Origin of the sequence: Bradyrhizobium sp. CW1 (assembly GCF_023100665.1) — a bacterium.
Classification (GTDB): domain Bacteria; phylum Pseudomonadota; class Alphaproteobacteria; order Rhizobiales; family Xanthobacteraceae; genus Bradyrhizobium; species Bradyrhizobium canariense_D.
The window spans coordinates 4,402,640-4,421,339 of record NZ_CP064684.1; the positions used below are offsets into that span (position 1 = coordinate 4,402,640).

An 18,700-nucleotide genomic window follows, 5' to 3' on the forward strand; every position below is an offset into this window, starting at 1 on the left:
AACATCGCCTGCCTATTGTCCGTGCAAATAATTTCCCGCGCCAGTTGCCGGACAGAATCATGAAAATCGGTACGCTCCTGACCACCGCCATCGTCTCGCTCTCGACAGTGGGCGGCGGCCTCGCCGTCTACGTCGCCGTGACGAAATACCAGACGATGGAACGGATCACCGAAGCGCAGGGGCGGCTGGCGATCGTCCGCGCCGTCAGCGACATCCCGCGCTACCTCAATCCCGAGCGCGGCTTTTCCACCAACATCCTCTATGGCCCTCCCGCGGTCGACCCGGCGCTGCTTGCCGAGCAGGACAAGCTGCGCAAGCAGACCGATGCCGCCCGCGACAGGATGAACGCGCTGCGCAAGGACCTGCCCGGCCCGTTCGATGACGGCAACACCACCGGCGGCAACATCGACGCCATCAATTCGAAGTTCACGGCGCTGCGCGAAGCCATCGACAAGGCGATGGCAGGCCCGCCGGAGGCGCGCAAGGATGCCGCCAAGAAGATCGTCGCCGACAACGCCGTGCTCAACGCCGGCGGGACCGCGCTGCTCAACGAGCAGGTTCGCCGCATGGCGATCCTCAACGGCGATGCCTACCGGCAGGCCAGCTACGCCAACATCGCGATGACATTGCGCGACGTGGGCGGCTTCAACTCCAGCCTGCACAAGAATCTCGTCGGCGGCAAGAAACCGGCGACCGATGCCGAGAAGGCCGAGATCAGCCGCTCGCAGGGCCGCAACGATCAGATCGTGATGTCGCTGCTGGAGTTGCGCGGCAATCCCGCAACGCCGGCGAACGTCGCCGCCGCGCTGGAAAAATTCAACGCGATCTACATCGAAGAGTTCGGCCGCGAGCTCAAGCTGGTGAAGGAGGGTGCGGTCACCGGCAAGTACGAACACGACATGGACACCTATTACACCGCCACGCAGCGCGGCCTCAGCACCATTATCGAGGTCCGCGACGCCTTCTACGACAACGCCGAGCAGATTCTCGCCGGTGCCTCCACTGCGGCCCACACCAGCTTCACCATCGCACTCGCGGGACTCCTCGCCGTGCTGATCGCCAGCGCCGGCCTCATCGTAACGGTCCGCCGCCGCGTCTGCGCCCCGATCGTCAACCTGACGACGCGGATGTCGCGGCTTGCCGAAGGCGAGGTCACGGACCAGATTCCCGGCGCCGAGCGTTCCGATGAAATCGGTGCCATGGCCGCGGCGGTCCGGGTCTTCAAGGACAACATGATCAGGGCCGACAGCCTCGCGGCCGAGAAGCAAGCCGAGAACGACGGCAAGATGCGCCGCGCACAGGCGCTCGACGGGATCACCCGCGCGTTCGAAGCCAAGGTCACCGAGCTCGTCGGCGGCTTGTCCCGCGCTTCAGCCACCATGGAAAGCACGGCGCAGTCGATGACCTCGACGGCTGCCCAGACCAACAGCCAGGCCGCCGTCGTCGCCGCCGCCTCACAGCAGACATCGAGCAACGTGCAGACGGTCGCGAGCGCCACCGAGGAGCTGACCTCTTCGATTTCGGAGATCGGCCGTCAAGTGGCCCAGTCCACCGAGATCGCGGCCCGCGCCGTCGACAACGCCCGCCGCACCGGCGACACCGCCCGTGCGCTGGCCGAGGGCGCGCAGAAGATCGGCGACGTCGTCACGCTGATCCAGAGCATCGCCGAGCAGACCAATTTGCTGGCGTTGAACGCGACCATCGAGGCCGCCCGCGCCGGCGACGCCGGCCGCGGCTTCGCGGTAGTTGCTGCCGAGGTGAAATCGCTGGCGGGCCAGACCGCCAAGGCCACCACCGAAATCTCCGAGCAGATTTCGGCGATCCAGGCCGCGAGCGACGAGACCGTCACCGCGATCCGCAACGTCGCCGACGTCATCGGCGAGATCGACCAGATCGGCACCGCGATCGCGGCCGCGATCGAGGAACAGGGCTCGGCGACCAAGGAGATCGCCCGCAGCGTCCAGGAAGCCGCGCGCGGCACCCAGGAGGTCAACACCAACATTTCAGGCGTGCAGCGCGCCGCCGACGACACCGGTACGGCCGCGCGGGAGGTGCTGGGCGCAGCCGAGCAGCTCTCGTCCCAGTCACGCGATCTCGCCGGACAGTTCGACCGCTTCCTCGGTGAGGTCAGGTCGGCGTAAGGGCTTAGTACGGCGGCGCCTTGCGCGCCCGCTGCGCCTTGGCCGCCTCGATCCACCATGCGAGATCGTCGGCGAAGCGCGGGAACGAGCGTTCCAGCGCTTTGCCGCCCTCGCCGATCGGTTCACCCGCTTCCGACAGCGTCTGTGCGATCGGGCCGACGCCGATGGTGCTCGACACCACCACCATGCCCATCTCCGACAACGTGCCATGCCAGGCGGTCGAGGCACGCGCGCCGGACAGGCGGCCGGCCGAGTAGCTCACGATCGCGGCTGGGCGCCAGAACCACTCCTCGAGGAAGTGGTCGGTGAGATTCTTCAGGCCCGGCTGGATGCCCCAATTGTATTCGCCGGTGACGAAGACGAAACCATCTGCGCCGCGGATCTCTCCGGCGAGCTTCTCCAGCGCCTCGGGTGCGGAGCCCTTGCGGTATTCCTTGTACATGCGATCGAGCATCGGCAGGCCGATCGCCTTGGCGTCGATAAACACGACGTCGTCGCCGCGGGCGCGCAGGCGATCGATGACGAAATTCGCTAGGCGTATGCCCATGCGGTCGGAACGGTAGGAACCGTAGAGGACGAGAATGCGATTGCTCATGGGCAGCAGTATAGCACGGATCATCAGGCCGGCCCTCAACGTTTTGACGCGCTAAGTTCGCCGTCCGGATTCAAGCGTTTGCGACGGTGTCTCGCCGAACTGGTCGCGATAGCTTCTGGAGAAGTCGCCGAGATGCCAGAAGCCGAACGCCAGCGCGACGGCCTTGACACTATCGGCACCCGCGAGCAGCCGCTGACGCACCAGCCACAGCCGCCGCAGGCGCAAGTAGCGGTGCAGGCTCATTCCACGATAGCGGCGGGCGACGTCGTGCATGGTGCGAACGGACAAGCCGAGTTTGCGCGCGATCTCGTCGCTGTAGATGGGCAGCGAGAGGGCGTCGGAAAGCAGCGCGCGGATGTCCTGAAAGACTTTGAAGTTGCGCTCGTCATTGGGGCGCAGGGTCCATCGCGCGGGAACGATACTTTCGAAAATTGCGTCCACAGCGCCGAGCAGGGTCTCCTTCATGCCGGCCGCCTTCAGCGGCAAGTCGGGCGAGGCGACGGGCTCCGACGCGGCTTCCAAGACTTCCCGGACCACACCGCGAAGCCGGCTCAAGCCCGCAGCGGTCGTTTCGAAGATGTTGAAGCAGAGGGTTGCTTGTGGCCAGCCGCGATCCGTCACCTCCGGCCTGAACACCACCGAGGCGATTTGCCGCTGCACCTCCTCAATGATGGTGTAAGCCGCGCCGCCGCTGCCGATGACGATAACGGGTCGTATACGCCGCGCGCCGTTGAATCGAACGGTCACGTCCAAATCGTCCATCGTGAATCCGATCGCGGTACAATTCTCGACGAGCTGTGCGTCGACGACCCGCGGAAATGCCCGCGTCAAATTCACGTCGCAGCCGGGTAGCGACAGAATACTCTGCTCGGCCGAAATCCTCCGTACAAAAGGCGTGAACTCGAAGTCGAGCCCTCGTATGGCGTTTCGAATTCATCGACGTCGGTGAAGCGAAATACCTTTGGCGCCAGCGTCGGCGGATCATCACTTCTATTCATGGCAATGTGAACTTCGCGTCGCAACACACGCGTCCGGCGACGATGCCGGCCCGCTTCTGCGCTCCGTGTGCCTTAAGTCTGAAAGAATCACTTCGAACTATGCCGACCAGTTGGCGAGCGTCGAAGTCCAAGGACAAGGCGGCGCATCAAATCTCGCCAATTTTCGATAGCGTTTTCCGTGTGGCCAGCGGTGCAGATATACCTAGACGAGCAAAATCCAAACTTCAAATTAACGTCTGTCGGGCGGAATAGGTGCAGTTCGATAGTCCAAATTAATTTTAGGTCAGGCCCCTGCCATGATGGCAAATTCGCCTGCTGATATTCTTGCTGAATTGGAAGAGGTGGTCGCAACCTACCCACCGCACCGTTGCGCACGCATTCTCGCCGGCATGGTGCAGTTGCTCACTGGCAGCCGCGGCCAGTGCCGGGAATTGCTCGTCAACGTGGTCGACGGTGTTCTGCTGCGATTGACGGAACGGGTCGAGGCCAGCGCACTGGTTCAGCTCAGCACGGCGCTCGCGGAACTTGACATCGCGCCTCCCGAAACATTGTGGCGTCTCGCCTCGCACGATAGTCCGGACGTGGCATGTCCTGTGTTGCTCAAGTCGCGTGCACTTTCCGCAGCCGATCTCGAGGCTGTCATTGACTCCCGTGGCGAGTGGCATCGACGCGCGATCGCCGCGCGCAGCGACATCGCGCCGACGGTGACTGAGGCGCTGATCAAGCACGGCGGCCCGATCTGCCTTGACCTGATCAAGAACCAGGGAACGAAATTCTCCGACGCAGCCTATGCAGCGCTAATTGCCAAGGCCGACCAGGACGGCGAGATCGCGAAGGCGCTGGTGCTCCGGCCCGGCACGCCCGATCTGGTCGTGCGCAAGCTGCTCTCCGCCCCACCAGCCCGGAAGGCACCCGCCCCGTCCGCCGCAGCGCCGGTGCCGGAAGCGGAGCCGGCTCCGCCAAAGCGGCCTTGCCGGGCCGACTACGCGGGCGCGAGGCCGGAGATCGTCGCCCTCAACCGCGTCGGCAAGCTCAACGATTCCACGGTGAACCGCTTTGCGATCCGCGGCGAGACGGCCAATTTGTTCACGGCGCTGTCGGTGCTTTCAGGGGCGCCGCTCGAAATTATCGAGCATGTCGCGAGCGATGACGATTGCGAGGGGCTGGTCATGGCGTGCCGGGCGTCGCGGCTAAACTGGCAGACCACCCTTACCATCCTGAGCAACCGCAGCGGAAAAAGGCTCTCCTATTCCGAGCGCGAGCGCGCGCAACGGATCTTCGAGACGCTGCTTCTGTCCACCAGCCAATGGACAGTGCGATGGGGGCAAATAGTAGCAAACGCCAGCACAGGCGACCCGGGAAATTGCAGCCCGAAGATGGGGGTTAGCCGATGAAGTTCGACGGTCGCAAAGCGATGCGCGTAAAAATGGATCACAAGCAGCCTGTCAATCTAATGGGCTCGGACGGCACTTGGCGGCGCAGTTGCGTTTTGCTCGACATATCGCAAAGCGGTGCCAAGATCGAGGTCGAGGGCACGCTCGACGTGCTCCAGGCCAAGGAATTCTTCCTGCTGCTGTCCTCGACGGGGCTCGCCTACCGGCGCTGCGAACTGGTCTGGATCGACGGCACCACGGCCGGCGTGCACTTCGTCACCGCAGACGGCAAGAAGAAACCGGCAGCCTCTGTGCAGGCTGCCGCTCAGAACAAATAGGCCCAAGGATTCATCAGCCCGATCCAACTCCAGCATGATTCAGGTCAACCGTGCAGAACGCGCGAACTATATCCCGCCCCGTCAAAGGCGACGGCGGCATCCGAGAGAAGGAAGCGGCACGCCCATTCGTGCATGTGCTGGCTGACTCCTCGGAAAAATTGTCGAGCGTCTGTTCGATTCTCGAGCAACGGTTTGCCTTCGCAGGCGAACGGCTCGACGCAGAAGCCAAGCTGTCCCAGATGCCGTTCGCGATCGTCATCCGTGCGGAATTGCGTGACGTCCACACCATCGCGGCCATCAAGAAACGAGCCATAAAGTTCGCAAAGGCAACGAAGCGCATCTTCCTGGTCGAGCACCCCTCTCACATGAGTATCTCGCAGGCCTACGCGCTCGGGGCCACGCTCGTCCTTCCCGGGACGATCGACAAGATCAAGCTGCTGGCAGCGCTGGCTGATTCCGCCGAAGAGGCGTCTGCTTCCTCAGGTCAGGCGCCGCAGCAGGACAATGCCGTCGAGGCCGCGGCGACGGCGATCGCGTCGATGTTCACGGCCGTCGCGCTCGGCGAGCCCATCGATGTCGACGGCACGAAGGAAGCCGGCCGCAAGATCGCTGATCGCATCACCCAGCATGGCTTGTCCGAGTGGCTCACCACTGTGCGGCGCCACCACGAGGGAACCTACCAGCACTGCCTGCTCGTGACCGGCGTTGCGATCGACTTCGGACTGAGTCTCGGTGTGGGCCGCGCCGATCTCGAGCGGCTGTATTCGGCGGCCATGTTCCACGACCTCGGCAAGGCCCGGATCCCGCTTGCCATCCTCGACAAGCCCGGCCGTCTCGATCCGGCCGAACGTGCCATGATCGAGACTCACCCGATTGCGGGTTACGATTTCCTGAAAGACCACGACAATATCTCACCGGAGATCCTCGATGCCGTGCGGCATCATCACCAATTTCTTGACGGCAGCGGCTATCCGGATGCACTCGGGGCCGAGAGTATTGGCGACATCGTGCGGATTCTCACGATCTCGGACATCTTCGCGGCCCTGATCGAGTATCGGCACTACAAGCCGACGCTGCCACGCAGCGAAGCCTATGACATCCTATGCGGGATGAGCGGAAAGTTGGAGAAGGCGCTGCTGACCGCGTTCAGGCAGGTCGCTCTCACGAGGTAAGCGCAGCAACCCGTCTCGACCCCAGTCTAGTGCGCGGCGCGATGTCTGGTGCGGCGCGGAACGGTCCGGCAGGCGAGCCCTTCGGCCAGCAGCTTCATGTCCTCGTGCCGGCCGCTGCGGATCAGCCGGCCGAACTCTTCGGGTGTGAAAGGAAGACTTGGATCATCATCGATCGGACGCCGCACTCGCGGGCCGAAGAACCGTCGAACCAGGCTAGCGAGCCGCCGCATGTCAATTCCCTCGCGCCAGCATCAAACCTTTCAGTCCGCACATTGTTCCTCCTGCACGATCGAGATTGCAAGAGGCCGCCAAGCGGTCCGCACCAAAAATTTCGGCGAGAGAATAATCTCCTCTGCCCGCACTACTCGGCGAATCCGACGTAGCGCACGAAATCGTCGTTGCCCTCGCGATCGGAGCGCACCGCGTTCGCGGCAAAGTTGTCGTCAGGATAGCCCATCGCGACGCAGGTCATGATCACCTCGTCCTCCGGAATGTTTACGACCTCGCGCACGATGTCAGAGCGCATGATGCCCTGCCCGTTGATCACCGAACCGAGACCGCGGTCCCAGGCCGCGAGCACGATGCCGTAGCAGAGCGCGCCCAGGTCGAAATGGCAGACCGCGCCGGGATCGAGCACGCGGTCATAGGTCAAGACCAGCGACACCGGCGCATCGAACTGGCGGAAGCCGCGCAGCACCCAGTCCTGCCGCATCGGCTTGTCGTCGCGCGCGATCCCCATCGCGCCGAACAGTTTCTTGGCGACGTCGACTTGCCGGGTCCGGTGCACGCCCTGATACTCGCCGTGACTGACGATGTCGCGCTTCACCTTGGCGCCGCCAACCATCTCCTCCATGTTGCGTCGGCGCAGCCGTTCCAGCGGACCGCCCGTGAGCACGTGGACGTGCCAGGGCTGGGTGTTCATCGACGAGGGCGCACGCTTGGCGCTGTCGATGATCGCTTCGATCACCGCGCGCGGCACCGGCTCGTTCCTGAAGCCGCGCACGCTGCGGCGCGACTGGACCAGCGTTTCGAATTCCACCTCAAGACCTCCCTGCCCGTTCATCCCCTGGCGCGCCAACACGCGAGCGGTTGCCGACGCGGCGCGCAATATCTATGCTAACCCGCAAGCAAGACCAAGAACCCTGTGAGGATCCCATGAAAGCCAACATGGCTGCACCGCTCGATCCCGTCATCGCCCAGATCATTCCGCTGCTGCCAATGCGCGATGCCACGACGATGACGCCACAGAGCGCCCGCGATTCCTTGCGTGCACTGGCTGCCTCACGCGCGGCCATAGCGCCACCACCGGTCGACATCATCGCGGATATCAAGGTGAAAGGCGGCGCCGGTCCGCTGGATGCACGGGTCTACCGCGTCGGCACCACGCCGGCGCCGACCGTGGTGTTCTTCCATGGTGGCGGCTGGGTCGCGGGCGACCTCGAGACCCACGACCGGCAGGCACGCAACCTTGCGATCGAGACGGGCGCGGTCGTCGTCTCCGTCGATTATCGCCGTCCGCCCGAAACGCGTTTTCCCGGCGCGTTCGAGGACGCCTTTGCCGCGGTCAGCGACGTGTTTGGCCGCGTCGCGGAATTTGGCGGCGATGCAAAACGCTTCGGCGTTGCCGGCGACAGCGCCGGCGGCAATCTCGCCGCCACCACCGCGATCGCCTGCCGCGACGCCGGCATCAAGCTCGCGGCGCAACTCCTGGTCTACCCCGTGACCGACGTCCTCGGGAGTTATGCGGACGCGCGCGAGAACGCACGCTTCCCCTCGCGCGCCGAGAATGCCGAAGGCTACTTCCTCTCGCGCGCCGTGATGGAGTGGTTTTGCGGTCATTATCTCGCCGATCCCTCTCATGCGACCGACTGGCGCGTTTCACCGCTGCGCGCGGCTTCGCTCGCCGGCGTCGCGCCCGCGATCGTCACCACCGCCTGGTTCGATCCCCTGCGCGACGAAGGTGCAGCCTACGCACGGGCGCTGGAGGCAGCCGGTGTGCCGGTGAAGCATCATGAAGGCCCCGGCCTGATCCACGGCTATTTCGGCCTCGGCGACGCCTCCGAGGTGGCGCGAGCCGAAGCGCAGCGCGCACGCGCGGACTTCAAGGCGCTTCTCGCGCGCGGCGCCTGAGGGCGATATCCGGAGCGGCAGGATCGACCGCCGCGCCGGCCGGCGTTCAGGACTTGGCAGCGGGCACCTCGAAGAAGCCCGTCGCCTGAACGAGGCGGCCATCGTCGCCGAAACGGCCGAAGCTCTCGCCCGTGACGAACACGCGACCGGCGCCGTCATACATCGTCCAGCGAAAAAGCCCTTGATCATGGTGCTCGAGGAAGCTGTCATTCCTGAAATGCGCGCCAGGAAACTTGAGCTGGGTTTGACCGATGCGCGCCATCAAGGCGTCGCGTCCCTCAACCTGCGAGCCCGGATCGGTATACACGCAGTCCGCGACCACGCTTTGCTCGAGCAGCCGACGCCGCTCGTCCTCATCGATGGGTCCCCACGCCGCCTGATAGGTGTTCCAGGTCTTCAGTCGCGCTTCATCGTTCATCTCGCAGAACCTCTCGTGGCTTCATGCCGCTTTCGGTCATATTGACAATTATTGATACTTTGTCAATATGACCCGACGTTCAGTTCCGACGCTTGTGAGGCTCATGGCTCGTTCCAGCATTTCGAAAGAAGAGCTCGCCGTCGAGGCTGCGACGGAGGTCTTCTCCCGCTACGGCCATGCCCGCACGACGATGGGCGACATCGCCGCCAGGGCGGGAATGTCGCGGCCGGCGCTGTATTTGCTCTTCCCCGACAAGGACGCCGTGTTCGCGGCGGTGATCCAGCGAATGGACGAGCAGAAGCATCGGGAGATCAGGGCCGCAATCGCGCGCCTCGACGGCCTTCACGCCAGGCTGCTCCACGCCTGTAAATCCTGGGGATCGCATGGCTTCGACCTGATCGAGGCGCATCCCGATTCGGCAGATCTGTTCGACCTCCGTTTCCCCGCAGTTCGGAAGGTCTACGACAACTTCCAGTGTTTGGTCGCCGACCTCATCCGCGATCAGGTGAATGCCGCCGGGATAGCGGTCGAGCCGGAGGTGCTGGCGCGATGCCTGGTGTTCGGCATGCGGGGACTGCGCGAAACCGCCAGGAACGGCAAGGAGATGCGGCGGCTGATCGCCGTTCAGGTCACCACGCTCGTCAGAAGCATCAATGACGGCACTTGAGCTTCGAAGAGCCGCCTACCGCGCCTTCCCCGCCCGCTGCGCGTCGGTGTGCCCCCAAGTTTGGTCCCAATCCTGACCGGCGGCATCGACGACGCGGCCGTCGGCTTCGAAGAACTTGTTCGGCACCTGGAAGATCGCCAGGATCAGGGCGCCCTCCGGGCACCAGGCGGCATGCCGGCTGCCCGCCTCGCGCCAGATGAATTCGCCGGCCTTGCAGGTAATCCCCTTGGCCGGTCCCTCGTTGTCGACGAGAGCGCCCTCGATGACATAACTCTGCTCGACGCCGACATGCTCGTGATCGGGCAGCACCGATCCCGGCGCAAAGCGCATCAAGGCCGTCATCAGACCGCTGCTGCGATCGAACAGCAGCGTCTTGGCCTCGCAGCCGGGAAAGCGCGTCTTCTGCCATTCCATCTCTTGCGGCCGAACCAGGTGAGAATGCCGGTCAGAAGCGGCATCCGGCATGTTCGCAATCAGGGTCTCCATTACGATGCTCCCTTTCGGCTAAACTCGCCTGAAGCTAGCAGGATCGCCCGTCCCGGTCAGCGAGCAGTGCAGCAGGCGTCGGCCCTTTCGTACCCGCGGTCGGAAATCGCCAGCAAGACCGGGCGGCAGGCGCTCATCCAGCTTGATTGCGCCACGATTTCCGGCTCCAATCCGCGTGCCATTTCTGGTTTAGGGAGACAATCATGATGAAGCGGATTTTCCTGGCTGCGATCGTTGCCACGTTCGCAGCGGGTTCGGCCCTCGCGGAGGACACCTGCGAAAGCAAGGCGGTCGGCAAGGACGGCAAGGCCCTGGCTGGCGCCGCCAAGACCTCGTTCATGAAGAAGTGCAAAGCCGAAGCCTGCGCGCCCAAGGCCGTCAGCGCCGAGGGCAAGCCGCTCGCCGGCGCCGCCAAGAACAGCTTTATGAAGAAGTGCGAGATGGGCGCGTAAGGCGCCGCAAATTCGCTGCTGCTTTAGCGAGCAATCGCCAGACGAACTGCCACATGGCCGGGCTTGTCCCGGCCATTCGCGTGTGTGTTTCCGTGTGCCGGCTTCCAGACCAAATCATCCGAAAGCAGCGTCGCCCTAGACAGGAGCTCTCGACTGACCGATCATGCGGTGCTGAGCGAAACGGGGCGCATCGACAAGGCTTTCTAGCAAAGGGAACGTCAAGATGTGGCAACCTCGAGTGCGTCATCACTTCATCGCGGCAATGAGCTTGCTCTTCGCGCTGCTCATCGGACTTGAAGCCGCGAACGCGCGGGGCCCGGGACTGCCCAATGTCATGGTGCTCGCAACCGGCGGCACGATCGCCGGCAGCGGGGCGAGCAGCACCACCGTGGTCGGCTACACCGCCGCCACGGTGGGCATTGAGACGCTCCTGAATGCCGTCCCCGAACTGAAAACGGTGGCTAACGTCAAGGGCGAGCAGGTTTTCCAGATCGCCAGCGAGAACATGAACAATGACTACTGGCTCAAGCTTGCCAAGCGCGTCAACACGCTGCTCGCGCAGGACGACGTCGATGGCATTGTGATCACGCACGGGACCGATACGATCGAAGAAACCAGTTATTTTCTGGACCTCGTCGTCAAGAGCAAGAAACCTGTCGTCGTCGTCGGCGCGATGCGGCCGTCGACGGCGATCAGCGCGGATGGACCGATCAACCTCTTCAATGCGGTGATCCTCGCAGGCAGTGACGAGGCCGTCGGCAAGGGCGTGCTCGTTGCTCTCAACGATCAGATCAACGCGGCTCGCGATGTCACCAAGAACAACACCTCGACGGCGGACACCTTCCGTGCCCCGGAACTCGGCTTTCTCGGCTACATGCAGGGCAACAAGCCGTACTTCTATCGTCAATCGACGCGCCGGCACACGGCGGACTCCGAATTCGACGTCTCCAGCCTCGATGTCCTGCCGCAAGTCGACATCGTGTACGGCTACGCCAACATGAACCGGGTCGCGATCGACGCGTTTGTCGCCGCCCGGGCCAAGGGGATCGTGCATGCCGGCGTCGGTGACGGCAGCCTGGCTCGCCCCGCGGTCGAGCCAGCCCTCGACGAGGCCCGCAAGAAGGGTGTCGTGATCGTGCGCAGCAGCCGGGTCGGCAACGGCATCGTCGCGCGCAACGGCGAGGCCAAGGACGACGAGCACGACTTCGTCGTCTCGGATACGCTCAATCCTCAAAAGGCGCGCATTCTGCTGATGCTGGCGCTGACCAAGACGACCGACACCAAGGAAATCCAGCGGATGTTCTATACGTACTAAAGCGTTCGACGCGCGGGCGCTCCACGAACTCGTCTTGCCCGGGCTTGTCCCGGGCATCCACGTTTTTGTTTCGTGCAGCCATGGTCGTGGATGGCCGGGACAAGCCCGGCCATGACGGCGACCCAGTGGTCAATCCCGCTTGAAACGATAATCAAAGGCGGCGCCGAGCGGCCTGATCAGCCCGACCGTCGGCGCCGGGAAATGAATCGGCAGGATCAGCGTGTCGGTGTCGGCGACGGAAGCAAAAAACTTTCGCCGCGACACCGCGGACTGCTTCGCATCCCAATCCGGCTTGGCCGACCAGTCCGGCTCGCGGCACTGGATCTGATGATGCATGAGGTCGCCGGCGACCACCGCGCGGCGCCCCTTCGAAAAGATGTTCACGCAGCAATGGCAGGGCGAATGCCCCGGCGTCGGCGTCAGCGTGACGGTGTCGTCGAGCGCGTAATCGTCATCGACCAGCAGCGCTTGGCCTGCCTCGACGATCGGCAGGCAATTGTCGCGAAACACGGTGCCGGGCGGGTTGCGGCCCTTGGCATGCTCGGCCTCCCAGGCCGCATATTCACCCTTGTGGAAGACGTATTTCGCATTCGGAAACGTCGGCACCCAACGGCCATCGCGCAAGGTCGTGTTCCAGCCGGTGTGGTCGATATGAAGATGCGTGCAGAACACGTAGTCGATCTGCTCGAAGCCGATGCCGAGCGCGAACAGCTCGTTGCGCCAGCGTTCCTTGCCGGGAAAATCGAACGGCGGCGGATGGCCCTTGTCCTCGCCGGTGCAGGTGTCGACCAGGATGGTATAGCGCGGCGTGCGCACCACGAAGGTCTGATAGGTGATGACCATCATGCCGCGCGCGGCATCGAACACCTCCGGCTCCATGGTCGGCAGATGGTGCCTGAACACACCCTCGTCATAAGCCGGGAAAAAATCCTGCGGCCGCCGCCACGGCCCCTCCCGCTCGATCACCGCATCGATGGTGATGTCGCCGATCCGGAGTTGCTTCATGGCTATTTCGCTCCGCTTTTTTGAAACAGCGTAGCGAGAGCCCCTGAAACGTGCAAGCAAGCGAATGGATTGCAAATCTCTCGATCTGGTTGTAGCCCGATGGAGCGAAGCGTAATCCGGGAAGGTGCTCGCGTGGTTCGCTATCGGCGCAATCTTCTCCCTGGTGGGACCTTCTTTTTCACCGTGACGCTGGATGATCGAAGATCATCCGTGTTGGTCGATCATGTGGACAAGCTGCGCCACGCATTCCGGGTGGCGCGCGCTGAAAGGCCATTCACGATCGAAGCAATCGTGGTCCTCCCTGATCATCTGCACGTCATCATGACGCTGCCGGACAATGACGCGATTTTTCCGGCCGATGGCGGCGGATCAAGAGCTCCTTCACGCATCAACTGGCTGTTTCAGGTGCCCCCATCTCCCGCAATCGTCGGGGGGAGTTCTCTCTGTGGCAAAGGCGGTTTTGGGAGCACACGATTCGTGACGACGCCGATTTCGAACGCTGCGCCGACTACATCCACTTTAACCCGGCCAAGCACGGGTATGTCTCTTCGCCGGCAGACTGGCCGCATTCATCGCTTCACCGCTACGTCCGCGAAGGCGTGCTTCCGCCCGATTGGGGAGGAGCTGGAGAGATAGTTGGTAGCTTCGGCGAACGCGAAGACTGACCCGGATTACGCTTACGCTCCATCCGGGCTACGAGATTTCCACGGACTCCTGTCGCCCGGATGAGCGAAGCGACATCCGGGGCCGGACCATCCGCAGCGCACGACTAGCCACGCGGCACGAAACCCGGATTACGCTTCGCTCCATCCGGGCTACCGCCGATCACTACGACCGCAACCCCGGCGCTTCCTGCCCCGTGCGCGCGACATATTCGGTGTAGCCGCCGCCGAACTGGTGGATGCCTTCGGGCGTCAGCTCCAGCACGCGGTTCGACAGGACGCTGAGAAAATGCCGGTCATGCGAGACGAACAGCATGGTGCCCTCGAAATCCGACAGCGCCGTAATCAGCATCTCCTTGGTGGCGAGGTCGAGATGGTTGGTCGGCTCGTCCAGCACCAGGAAGTTCGGGGGATCGAACAGCATCTTGGCCATCACCAGGCGCGCCTTCTCGCCGCCCGAGAGCACGCGGCAGCGCTTCTCGACGTCGTCGCCGGAGAAGCCGAAGCAGCCGGCGAGCGCGCGCAGGGAGCCCTGCCCCGCGGTCGGAAACGCATATTCGAGTGACTCGAACACCGTCTGCTCGCCGTCGAGCAAATCCATCGCGTGCTGCGCGAAATAGCCCATTTTGACGCTGCCGCCGACTGCAACGGTGCCCTCGTCCGGCTCGCTCGCACCGGCGACGAGCTTGAGTAGCGTCGATTTGCCGGCGCCGTTGACGCCCATCACGCACCAGCGCTCCCTGCGGCGGATCATGAAATCGAGCCCGTCATAGATCCGCTTGCTGCCGTAGCCCTTGAAGACCTTTTTGAGCGCAACGACGTCCTCGCCCGAGCGCGGCGCCGGTGGGAAGTCGAACGCCACCGTCTGGCGGCGGCGCGGCGGCTCCACCCGCTCGATCTTGTCGAGCTTCTTCACCCGGCTCTGAACCTGCGCCGCATGAGATGCGCGCGCCTTGAACCGCTCGATGAATTTGATCTCCTTGGCGAGCATGGCCTGCTGGCGCTCGAACTGCGCCTGTTGCTGCTTCTCGCTCAACGCCCGCTGCTGCTCGTAGAATTCGTAATTGCCGGCGTAGGTCGTAAGCGAGCCGGAATCGATCTCGACCACTTTCGAGATCACGCGGTTGATAAACTCGCGGTCGTGCGAGGTCATCAGCAGCGTGCCTTCGTAGTCGTGCAAGAACTTCTCCAGCCAGATCAGGCTTTCTAGATCGAGATGGTTGCTGGGTTCGTCGAGCAGCATGACGTCGGGACGCATCAAGAGAATACGCGCCAGCGCCACGCGCATCTTCCAGCCGCCGGAGAGTTTTCCGACGTCGCCGTCCATCATCTCCTGGCTGAAGCCGAGGCCGGATAGCGCCTCGCGCGCACGGCCGTCGAGCGCGTAGCCGTCGAGCTCCTCGAACGCGTGCTGCACCTCGCCGTACCGCGCGATGATCTCGTCCATCTGGTCGGCCTTGTCGGGATCGGCCATCGCGGTCTCGAGCTCGCGCAGCTCGGCGGCCACCGCACTCACCGGTCCCGCCCCGTCCATGACCTCGGCCACGGCGCTGCGGCCGGCCATCTCGCCGACATCCTGGTTGAAATAGCCGATGGTGATGCCGCGATCGGTCGAGACCTGCCCCTCATCGGGCAGTTCCTCGCCGGCGATCATCCGGAACAGCGTGGTCTTGCCCGCGCCGTTCGGGCCGACGAGCCCGATCTTCTCGCCCTTGTTGAGGGCGGCGGACGCTTCGATGAACAGGATCTGGTGGCCGGCTTGCTTGCTGACGTTGTCGAGGCGGATCATGAGGTCTTTTTGGGGGATTGTTGCGTTGCAGCGTCATAGGCCATGCAGGCCGCCAGGGGAAGCCTGGCCGAGCCCGTGTTGTCTGCTCGGAGAGACCTTGGCCGCACGCCGAAGTTGCTGCCTGTGGCTGAAATGACGCACGCCGCCAGCAATGGCCTCGGCTGCGAACAACGGTTCATTGTTCCAGGGGTTCCACTCCGATAGCGTCGCCATGTCGTGCCGCCAATGGCCTGGCAGTCAACAAGACGTCAGGTGGGCAAGTGTCGGGATTTCGGCGGATTTCAACCAAGCGGGCAGCGTGGCTGGCTTCGACTGCCTTGGCGGCGACGCTGGCCGGTACGGCGGCGGCGCAGGCCGCAGATTCGACCTGGTCGACCAGCCCAGGCACGGGCGACTTCAACACCGCCGCCAATTGGAGCCCGGCCGTGGTGCCAACTGGCACCGCGTTCTTTGGCACCTCCAGCACGACGGCAGTTTCATTCTCGGCCGACGCCAGCTTCGGCGGCTGGACCTTCAACAGCGGCGCGTCGACTTACCACTTCACCAATAGCCGGTCTCTTTCCTTCATCGACGCTGGTATCAATGCCCAGGGCGGCCAAGTCTTTATACGCAACGACACAAATGCTCTGAATTTCTACAACAGCAGCACGGCCGGCGCAGGAGCTGCTCCTGCAACTCAATTTGACATCCAGAACGGCGGCAGCGTCAACTTTTACGACACCAGCACGGCCGGTAATTCCCGCATTAGCTTAGGCGGCGGTGGCGCTGCCAACAGGATCTATTTCAACAATTCTAGCACGGCCGGGAACGCGCAAATCAACGCCTTCAGCGGCAGCCCCGCTGTGGTGTTCAAGGACACCAGCTCAGCCGGCACTGCAAGGATCTTGGTGAACAGCACCGCCACGTTCAGCAACGCGAGCAGCGCCGGCAGCGCCGCATTCAACGGCAGTGGCGTTCTGCAATTCTTCAATAACAGCACAGCCAGCAGCGCCGATGTCACCCTGCAATTGGTCCAGTTTTTCGATACGAGCAGTGGCGGCAATGCCACTCTGAGGACTTTTGCGGGCAGTGTCGTTGATTTCTCGACCCTAACATCCGCGGGGACGACTGCCGGCTCGATCAGTGGCACGGGCACGTTCAACTTTGGCACAAAAACGATCACGGTTGGCGGCAACAACCAGTCGACCACAGTTGCTGGTACGATCCAAGGAATCGGCGGTGCGCTGGTCAAGACCGGCACCGGCATGCTGACGCTGTCGGGCACCAACACCTACGCTGGCGGCACCACGATTTCCGCTGGAACCTTGCAGATCGGCAACGGCGGCACCACAGGCTCGGTCCTCGGCAACATCACCAACAACGCGGCGCTAATTTTCAACCGCTCGGATGCGGTCACCTTTGGCAGCGCCATCGGCGGCAGCGGATTGGTCTCCAAGCAGGGCACCGGCACGCTGACACTGTCGGGCACCAACACCTACACCGGCGGCACGACTGTCAACGCAGGCGAGCTTGTGGTGAACGGCTCGATCGCATCGTCGGTGCTGACCGCCGTCAGCAGCGGCGCCACGCTGTCGGGCGTCGGCACCGTCGGCAATACGGTTATCAACACCGGCGGCACCCTGGCGGCGGGCAACGGCGCCGCAGGCACGTCGCTGAACGTAACCGGCAGTCTCGCCCTTCAGTCCGGCGCCATCTACATGGTGCAGATCAATCCGACGACTTCGAGCTTCATCGGCGTGACGGGTTCGGCCACGCTCGGCGGCGCCACGGTGAACGCGACCTACGCCAATGGCAGCTACGTCGCCACGCAGTACACGATCCTCACAGCAGGCAGCGTCAGCGGCACGTTCGGAGCGGTGGTCGACACCAACCTGCCCACGAACTTCCATACGACGCTGAGCTATGATCCCACCCACGCCTATCTGAACCTGGTCCTGAACTTCGTCCCGCCAGGCGGCAGTTTGACTGGCAACCAGAACGGGGTCGGCAATGCCATCGTCGGCTACTTCAACACCAATGGCGGCATTCCGCTGGTCTATAGCGGGCTGACACCGGCCGGCCTGACCCAGGCCTCGGGCGAGACCGCGACGGGGTCGCAGCAGACCACTTTCAACGCCATGACCCAGTTCATGAGCATCATGACCGATCCGTTCACGCCCGGACGCGGCGACGGCGTCCATGCGCCGGCCTATGCCGAGGATAATGTTGCCGCCAACGCCTACGCCTCGTCAGGCAAGCCGCGCAGCAAGAACGAGCGCGACGCTTATGCCGCGATCTACAGCAAGGCGCCGCTGCGGAGCAATTACGATCCGCGCTGGAGCGTGTGGGCGGCCGGCTTCGGCGGCGCGCAAACCACCGATGGCAACCTCGCGGCAGGCTCCAACACCAGCACCAGCCGCATCTTCGGCATGGCGGCCGGTGCCGACTATATCCTTTCACCCAACACCGTCGCAGGCTTTGCGCTCGCCGGTGGCGGCAGCAGTTTCAACGTCGTCAATGGCGGCAGCGGTCGCTCCGACCTGTTCCAGGCCGGCGCCTTCGTGCGCCACACGCTCGGCGCGGCCTACGTCTCGGGCGCGCTGGCCTATGGCTGGCAGGATGTCACCACTGACCGCACCGTGACGATTGCCGGCGTCGATCACCTGCGCGCGCAGTTCAATGCGAACGCCTGGTCGGGACGCCTCGAAGGCGGCTACCGCTTCGTGACGCCGTGGATCGGCGGCGTCGGCCTCACGCCCTATGCGGCCGGGCAGTTCACCACCTTCGACCTGCCGGCCTACGCCGAGTCCGTCGTCTCCGGCACCAACACCTTTGCGCTGGCCTACGGCTCGAAGAGCGTCACCGACACCCGAAGCGAACTCGGCGTCCGCGCCGACAGATCCTGGGCGATGCCGAACGCGATCCTCTCGCTGCGAGGCCGTGCGGCCTGGGCGCACGACTTCAACCCGGACCACGCCATCAACTCCACCTTCCAGGCGCTGCCCGGCGCCAGCTTCACCGTCAACGGCGCAAGGCAGGCCAGCGAGTCCGCGCTGACGACGGCGTCCCTCGAAATGAAATGGATGAACGGCTGGTCTGCGGCAGGCACCTTCGAGGGCGAGTTCTCCGAGGTCACGCGCTCCTACGCCGGCAAGGGCGTGGTCAGATACGCCTGGTGAG

At 63.8% G+C, this 18,700-nt stretch carries 19 protein-coding genes and 1 pseudogene; 10 read left to right on the forward strand and 10 right to left on the reverse strand.

Features of this window, described 5'->3' with window-relative positions; translation table 11 throughout:
- Positions 1–59 precede the first annotated feature (59 nt).
- On the forward strand, positions 60–2,141 hold the full coding sequence (locus IVB54_RS21700) for a methyl-accepting chemotaxis protein (RefSeq protein ID WP_018454556.1): 2,082 nt from the start codon (positions 60–62) through the stop codon (positions 2,139–2,141).
- Between the two features lie 4 nt (positions 2,142–2,145).
- On the opposite strand, the gene IVB54_RS21705 is transcribed toward IVB54_RS21700, so the two are convergent.
- Together IVB54_RS21705 and IVB54_RS21710 are read right to left on the reverse strand one after the other, a co-directional pair.
- A complete protein-coding gene (locus IVB54_RS21705) occupies positions 2,146–2,736 on the reverse strand; it encodes an NADPH-dependent FMN reductase (RefSeq protein ID WP_018456361.1) in 591 nt (196 codons plus the stop codon).
- Between the two features lie 51 nt (positions 2,737–2,787).
- Positions 2,788–3,498, reverse strand: coding sequence for an AraC family transcriptional regulator (locus IVB54_RS21710; protein ID WP_245288436.1), 711 nt, complete (start codon positions 3,496–3,498; stop codon positions 2,788–2,790).
- A gap of 532 nt (positions 3,499–4,030) precedes the next feature.
- Between IVB54_RS21710 and IVB54_RS21715 the strand changes: the two genes are divergently transcribed.
- From IVB54_RS21715 to IVB54_RS21725, 3 genes are read left to right on the forward strand one after another with little or no spacing between them, the layout of a single operon-like run.
- Complete coding sequence (locus IVB54_RS21715) at positions 4,031–5,128, forward strand: DUF2336 domain-containing protein (RefSeq protein WP_018456359.1); 1,098 nt, start codon at positions 4,031–4,033, stop codon at positions 5,126–5,128.
- The gene (locus IVB54_RS21720) at positions 5,125–5,445 is read left to right on the forward strand and encodes a PilZ domain-containing protein (protein WP_018456358.1); all 321 of its coding nucleotides are present in this window, start codon (positions 5,125–5,127) and stop codon (positions 5,443–5,445) included. Before IVB54_RS21715 ends, IVB54_RS21720 begins: the two co-directional genes overlap by 4 nt.
- A gap of 50 nt (positions 5,446–5,495) precedes the next feature.
- Positions 5,496–6,617, forward strand: coding sequence for an HD domain-containing phosphohydrolase (locus IVB54_RS21725; RefSeq protein ID WP_247776437.1), 1,122 nt, complete (start codon positions 5,496–5,498; stop codon positions 6,615–6,617).
- A 26-nt stretch (positions 6,618–6,643) separates the two neighbouring features.
- On the opposite strand, the gene IVB54_RS21730 is transcribed toward IVB54_RS21725, so the two are convergent.
- Together IVB54_RS21730 and IVB54_RS21735 are read right to left on the reverse strand one after the other, a co-directional pair.
- The gene (locus tag IVB54_RS21730) at positions 6,644–6,847 is read right to left on the reverse strand and encodes a hypothetical protein (protein WP_018456356.1); all 204 of its coding nucleotides are present in this window, start codon (positions 6,845–6,847) and stop codon (positions 6,644–6,646) included.
- Between the two features lie 131 nt (positions 6,848–6,978).
- Positions 6,979–7,656, reverse strand: coding sequence for a nitroreductase (locus tag IVB54_RS21735; protein WP_026233152.1), 678 nt, complete (start codon positions 7,654–7,656; stop codon positions 6,979–6,981).
- 128 nt (positions 7,657–7,784) lie between these two features.
- Between IVB54_RS21735 and IVB54_RS21740 the strand changes: the two genes are divergently transcribed.
- A complete protein-coding gene (locus tag IVB54_RS21740; protein WP_026233151.1) occupies positions 7,785–8,747 on the forward strand; it encodes an alpha/beta hydrolase in 963 nt (320 codons plus the stop codon).
- Positions 8,748–8,793: 46 nt separating this feature from the next.
- On the opposite strand, the gene IVB54_RS21745 is transcribed toward IVB54_RS21740, so the two are convergent.
- Positions 8,794–9,165, reverse strand: coding sequence for a nuclear transport factor 2 family protein (locus tag IVB54_RS21745; protein ID WP_018456353.1), 372 nt, complete (start codon positions 9,163–9,165; stop codon positions 8,794–8,796).
- A gap of 103 nt (positions 9,166–9,268) precedes the next feature.
- On the opposite strand from IVB54_RS21745, the gene IVB54_RS21750 reads away from it, so the two are divergent.
- Positions 9,269–9,832, forward strand: a complete 564-nt coding sequence (locus IVB54_RS21750; protein WP_018456352.1) for a TetR/AcrR family transcriptional regulator — start codon at positions 9,269–9,271, stop codon at positions 9,830–9,832.
- A 15-nt stretch (positions 9,833–9,847) separates the two neighbouring features.
- Here IVB54_RS21750 and IVB54_RS21755 read toward each other — a convergent pair whose 3' ends face one another.
- Positions 9,848–10,318, reverse strand: a complete 471-nt coding sequence (locus IVB54_RS21755; protein WP_018456351.1) for a cupin domain-containing protein — start codon at positions 10,316–10,318, stop codon at positions 9,848–9,850.
- 203 nt (positions 10,319–10,521) lie between these two features.
- On the opposite strand from IVB54_RS21755, the gene IVB54_RS21760 reads away from it, so the two are divergent.
- Together IVB54_RS21760 and IVB54_RS21765 are read left to right on the forward strand one after the other, a co-directional pair.
- Complete coding sequence (locus IVB54_RS21760; RefSeq protein ID WP_018456350.1) at positions 10,522–10,770, forward strand: hypothetical protein; 249 nt, start codon at positions 10,522–10,524, stop codon at positions 10,768–10,770.
- A 223-nt stretch (positions 10,771–10,993) separates the two neighbouring features.
- The gene (locus tag IVB54_RS21765; protein WP_026233150.1) at positions 10,994–12,085 is read left to right on the forward strand and encodes a type II asparaginase; all 1,092 of its coding nucleotides are present in this window, start codon (positions 10,994–10,996) and stop codon (positions 12,083–12,085) included.
- 129 nt (positions 12,086–12,214) lie between these two features.
- Here IVB54_RS21765 and IVB54_RS21770 read toward each other — a convergent pair whose 3' ends face one another.
- Positions 12,215–13,090, reverse strand: a complete 876-nt coding sequence (locus IVB54_RS21770) for an MBL fold metallo-hydrolase (RefSeq protein ID WP_018456348.1) — start codon at positions 13,088–13,090, stop codon at positions 12,215–12,217.
- A gap of 132 nt (positions 13,091–13,222) precedes the next feature.
- Between IVB54_RS21770 and IVB54_RS21775 the strand changes: the two are divergent.
- Positions 13,223–13,755, forward strand: a pseudogene (locus tag IVB54_RS21775) (transposase).
- Positions 13,756–13,918: 163 nt separating this feature from the next.
- Here the strand turns inward: IVB54_RS21775 and IVB54_RS21780 are convergent.
- The 3 genes from IVB54_RS21780 to IVB54_RS21790 all read right to left on the reverse strand — a co-directional run bounded on the left by IVB54_RS21780 (position 13,919) and on the right by IVB54_RS21790 (position 16,787).
- The gene (locus IVB54_RS21780) at positions 13,919–15,541 is read right to left on the reverse strand and encodes an ABC-F family ATP-binding cassette domain-containing protein (protein WP_204511036.1); all 1,623 of its coding nucleotides are present in this window, start codon (positions 15,539–15,541) and stop codon (positions 13,919–13,921) included.
- A 175-nt stretch (positions 15,542–15,716) separates the two neighbouring features.
- A complete protein-coding gene (locus IVB54_RS21785; protein WP_157642967.1) occupies positions 15,717–16,058 on the reverse strand; it encodes a hypothetical protein in 342 nt (113 codons plus the stop codon).
- A gap of 261 nt (positions 16,059–16,319) precedes the next feature.
- Positions 16,320–16,787, reverse strand: a complete 468-nt coding sequence (locus tag IVB54_RS21790) for a hypothetical protein (protein WP_157642966.1) — start codon at positions 16,785–16,787, stop codon at positions 16,320–16,322.
- Between IVB54_RS21790 and IVB54_RS21795 the strand changes: the two genes are divergently transcribed.
- Positions 16,786–18,699, forward strand: coding sequence for an autotransporter outer membrane beta-barrel domain-containing protein (locus IVB54_RS21795; RefSeq protein ID WP_051112997.1), 1,914 nt, complete (start codon positions 16,786–16,788; stop codon positions 18,697–18,699). The genes IVB54_RS21790 and IVB54_RS21795 overlap by 2 nt on opposite strands.
- The last annotated feature ends 1 nt before the right edge of the window (position 18,700 follow it).

Coding starts and splice junctions, on each gene's coding strand:
- IVB54_RS21710 (WP_245288436.1), bottom strand. CDS start 3,498: ATGGACGATTTGGACGTGACCGTTCGATTCAACGGCGCGCGGCGTATA.
- IVB54_RS21700 (WP_018454556.1), top strand. CDS start 60: ATGAAAATCGGTACGCTCCTGACCACCGCCATCGTCTCGCTCTCGACA.
- IVB54_RS21755 (WP_018456351.1), bottom strand. CDS start 10,318: ATGGAGACCCTGATTGCGAACATGCCGGATGCCGCTTCTGACCGGCAT.
- IVB54_RS21795 (WP_051112997.1), top strand. CDS start 16,786: ATGCTGACGCTGTCGGGCACCAACACCTACGCTGGCGGCACCACGATT.
- IVB54_RS21745 (WP_018456353.1), bottom strand. CDS start 9,165: ATGAACGATGAAGCGCGACTGAAGACCTGGAACACCTATCAGGCGGCG.
- IVB54_RS21770 (WP_018456348.1), bottom strand. CDS start 13,090: ATGAAGCAACTCCGGATCGGCGACATCACCATCGATGCGGTGATCGAG.
- IVB54_RS21720 (WP_018456358.1), top strand. CDS start 5,125: ATGAAGTTCGACGGTCGCAAAGCGATGCGCGTAAAAATGGATCACAAG.
- IVB54_RS21760 (WP_018456350.1), top strand. CDS start 10,522: ATGATGAAGCGGATTTTCCTGGCTGCGATCGTTGCCACGTTCGCAGCG.
- IVB54_RS21780 (WP_204511036.1), bottom strand. CDS start 15,541: ATGATCCGCCTCGACAACGTCAGCAAGCAAGCCGGCCACCAGATCCTG.
- IVB54_RS21730 (WP_018456356.1), bottom strand. CDS start 6,847: ATGCGGCGGCTCGCTAGCCTGGTTCGACGGTTCTTCGGCCCGCGAGTG.
- IVB54_RS21740 (WP_026233151.1), top strand. CDS start 7,785: ATGGCTGCACCGCTCGATCCCGTCATCGCCCAGATCATTCCGCTGCTG.
- IVB54_RS21765 (WP_026233150.1), top strand. CDS start 10,994: ATGTGGCAACCTCGAGTGCGTCATCACTTCATCGCGGCAATGAGCTTG.
- IVB54_RS21750 (WP_018456352.1), top strand. CDS start 9,269: ATGGCTCGTTCCAGCATTTCGAAAGAAGAGCTCGCCGTCGAGGCTGCG.
- IVB54_RS21790 (WP_157642966.1), bottom strand. CDS start 16,787: ATGCCGGTGCCGGTCTTGACCAGCGCACCGCCGATTCCTTGGATCGTA.
- IVB54_RS21705 (WP_018456361.1), bottom strand. CDS start 2,736: ATGAGCAATCGCATTCTCGTCCTCTACGGTTCCTACCGTTCCGACCGC.
- IVB54_RS21715 (WP_018456359.1), top strand. CDS start 4,031: ATGATGGCAAATTCGCCTGCTGATATTCTTGCTGAATTGGAAGAGGTG.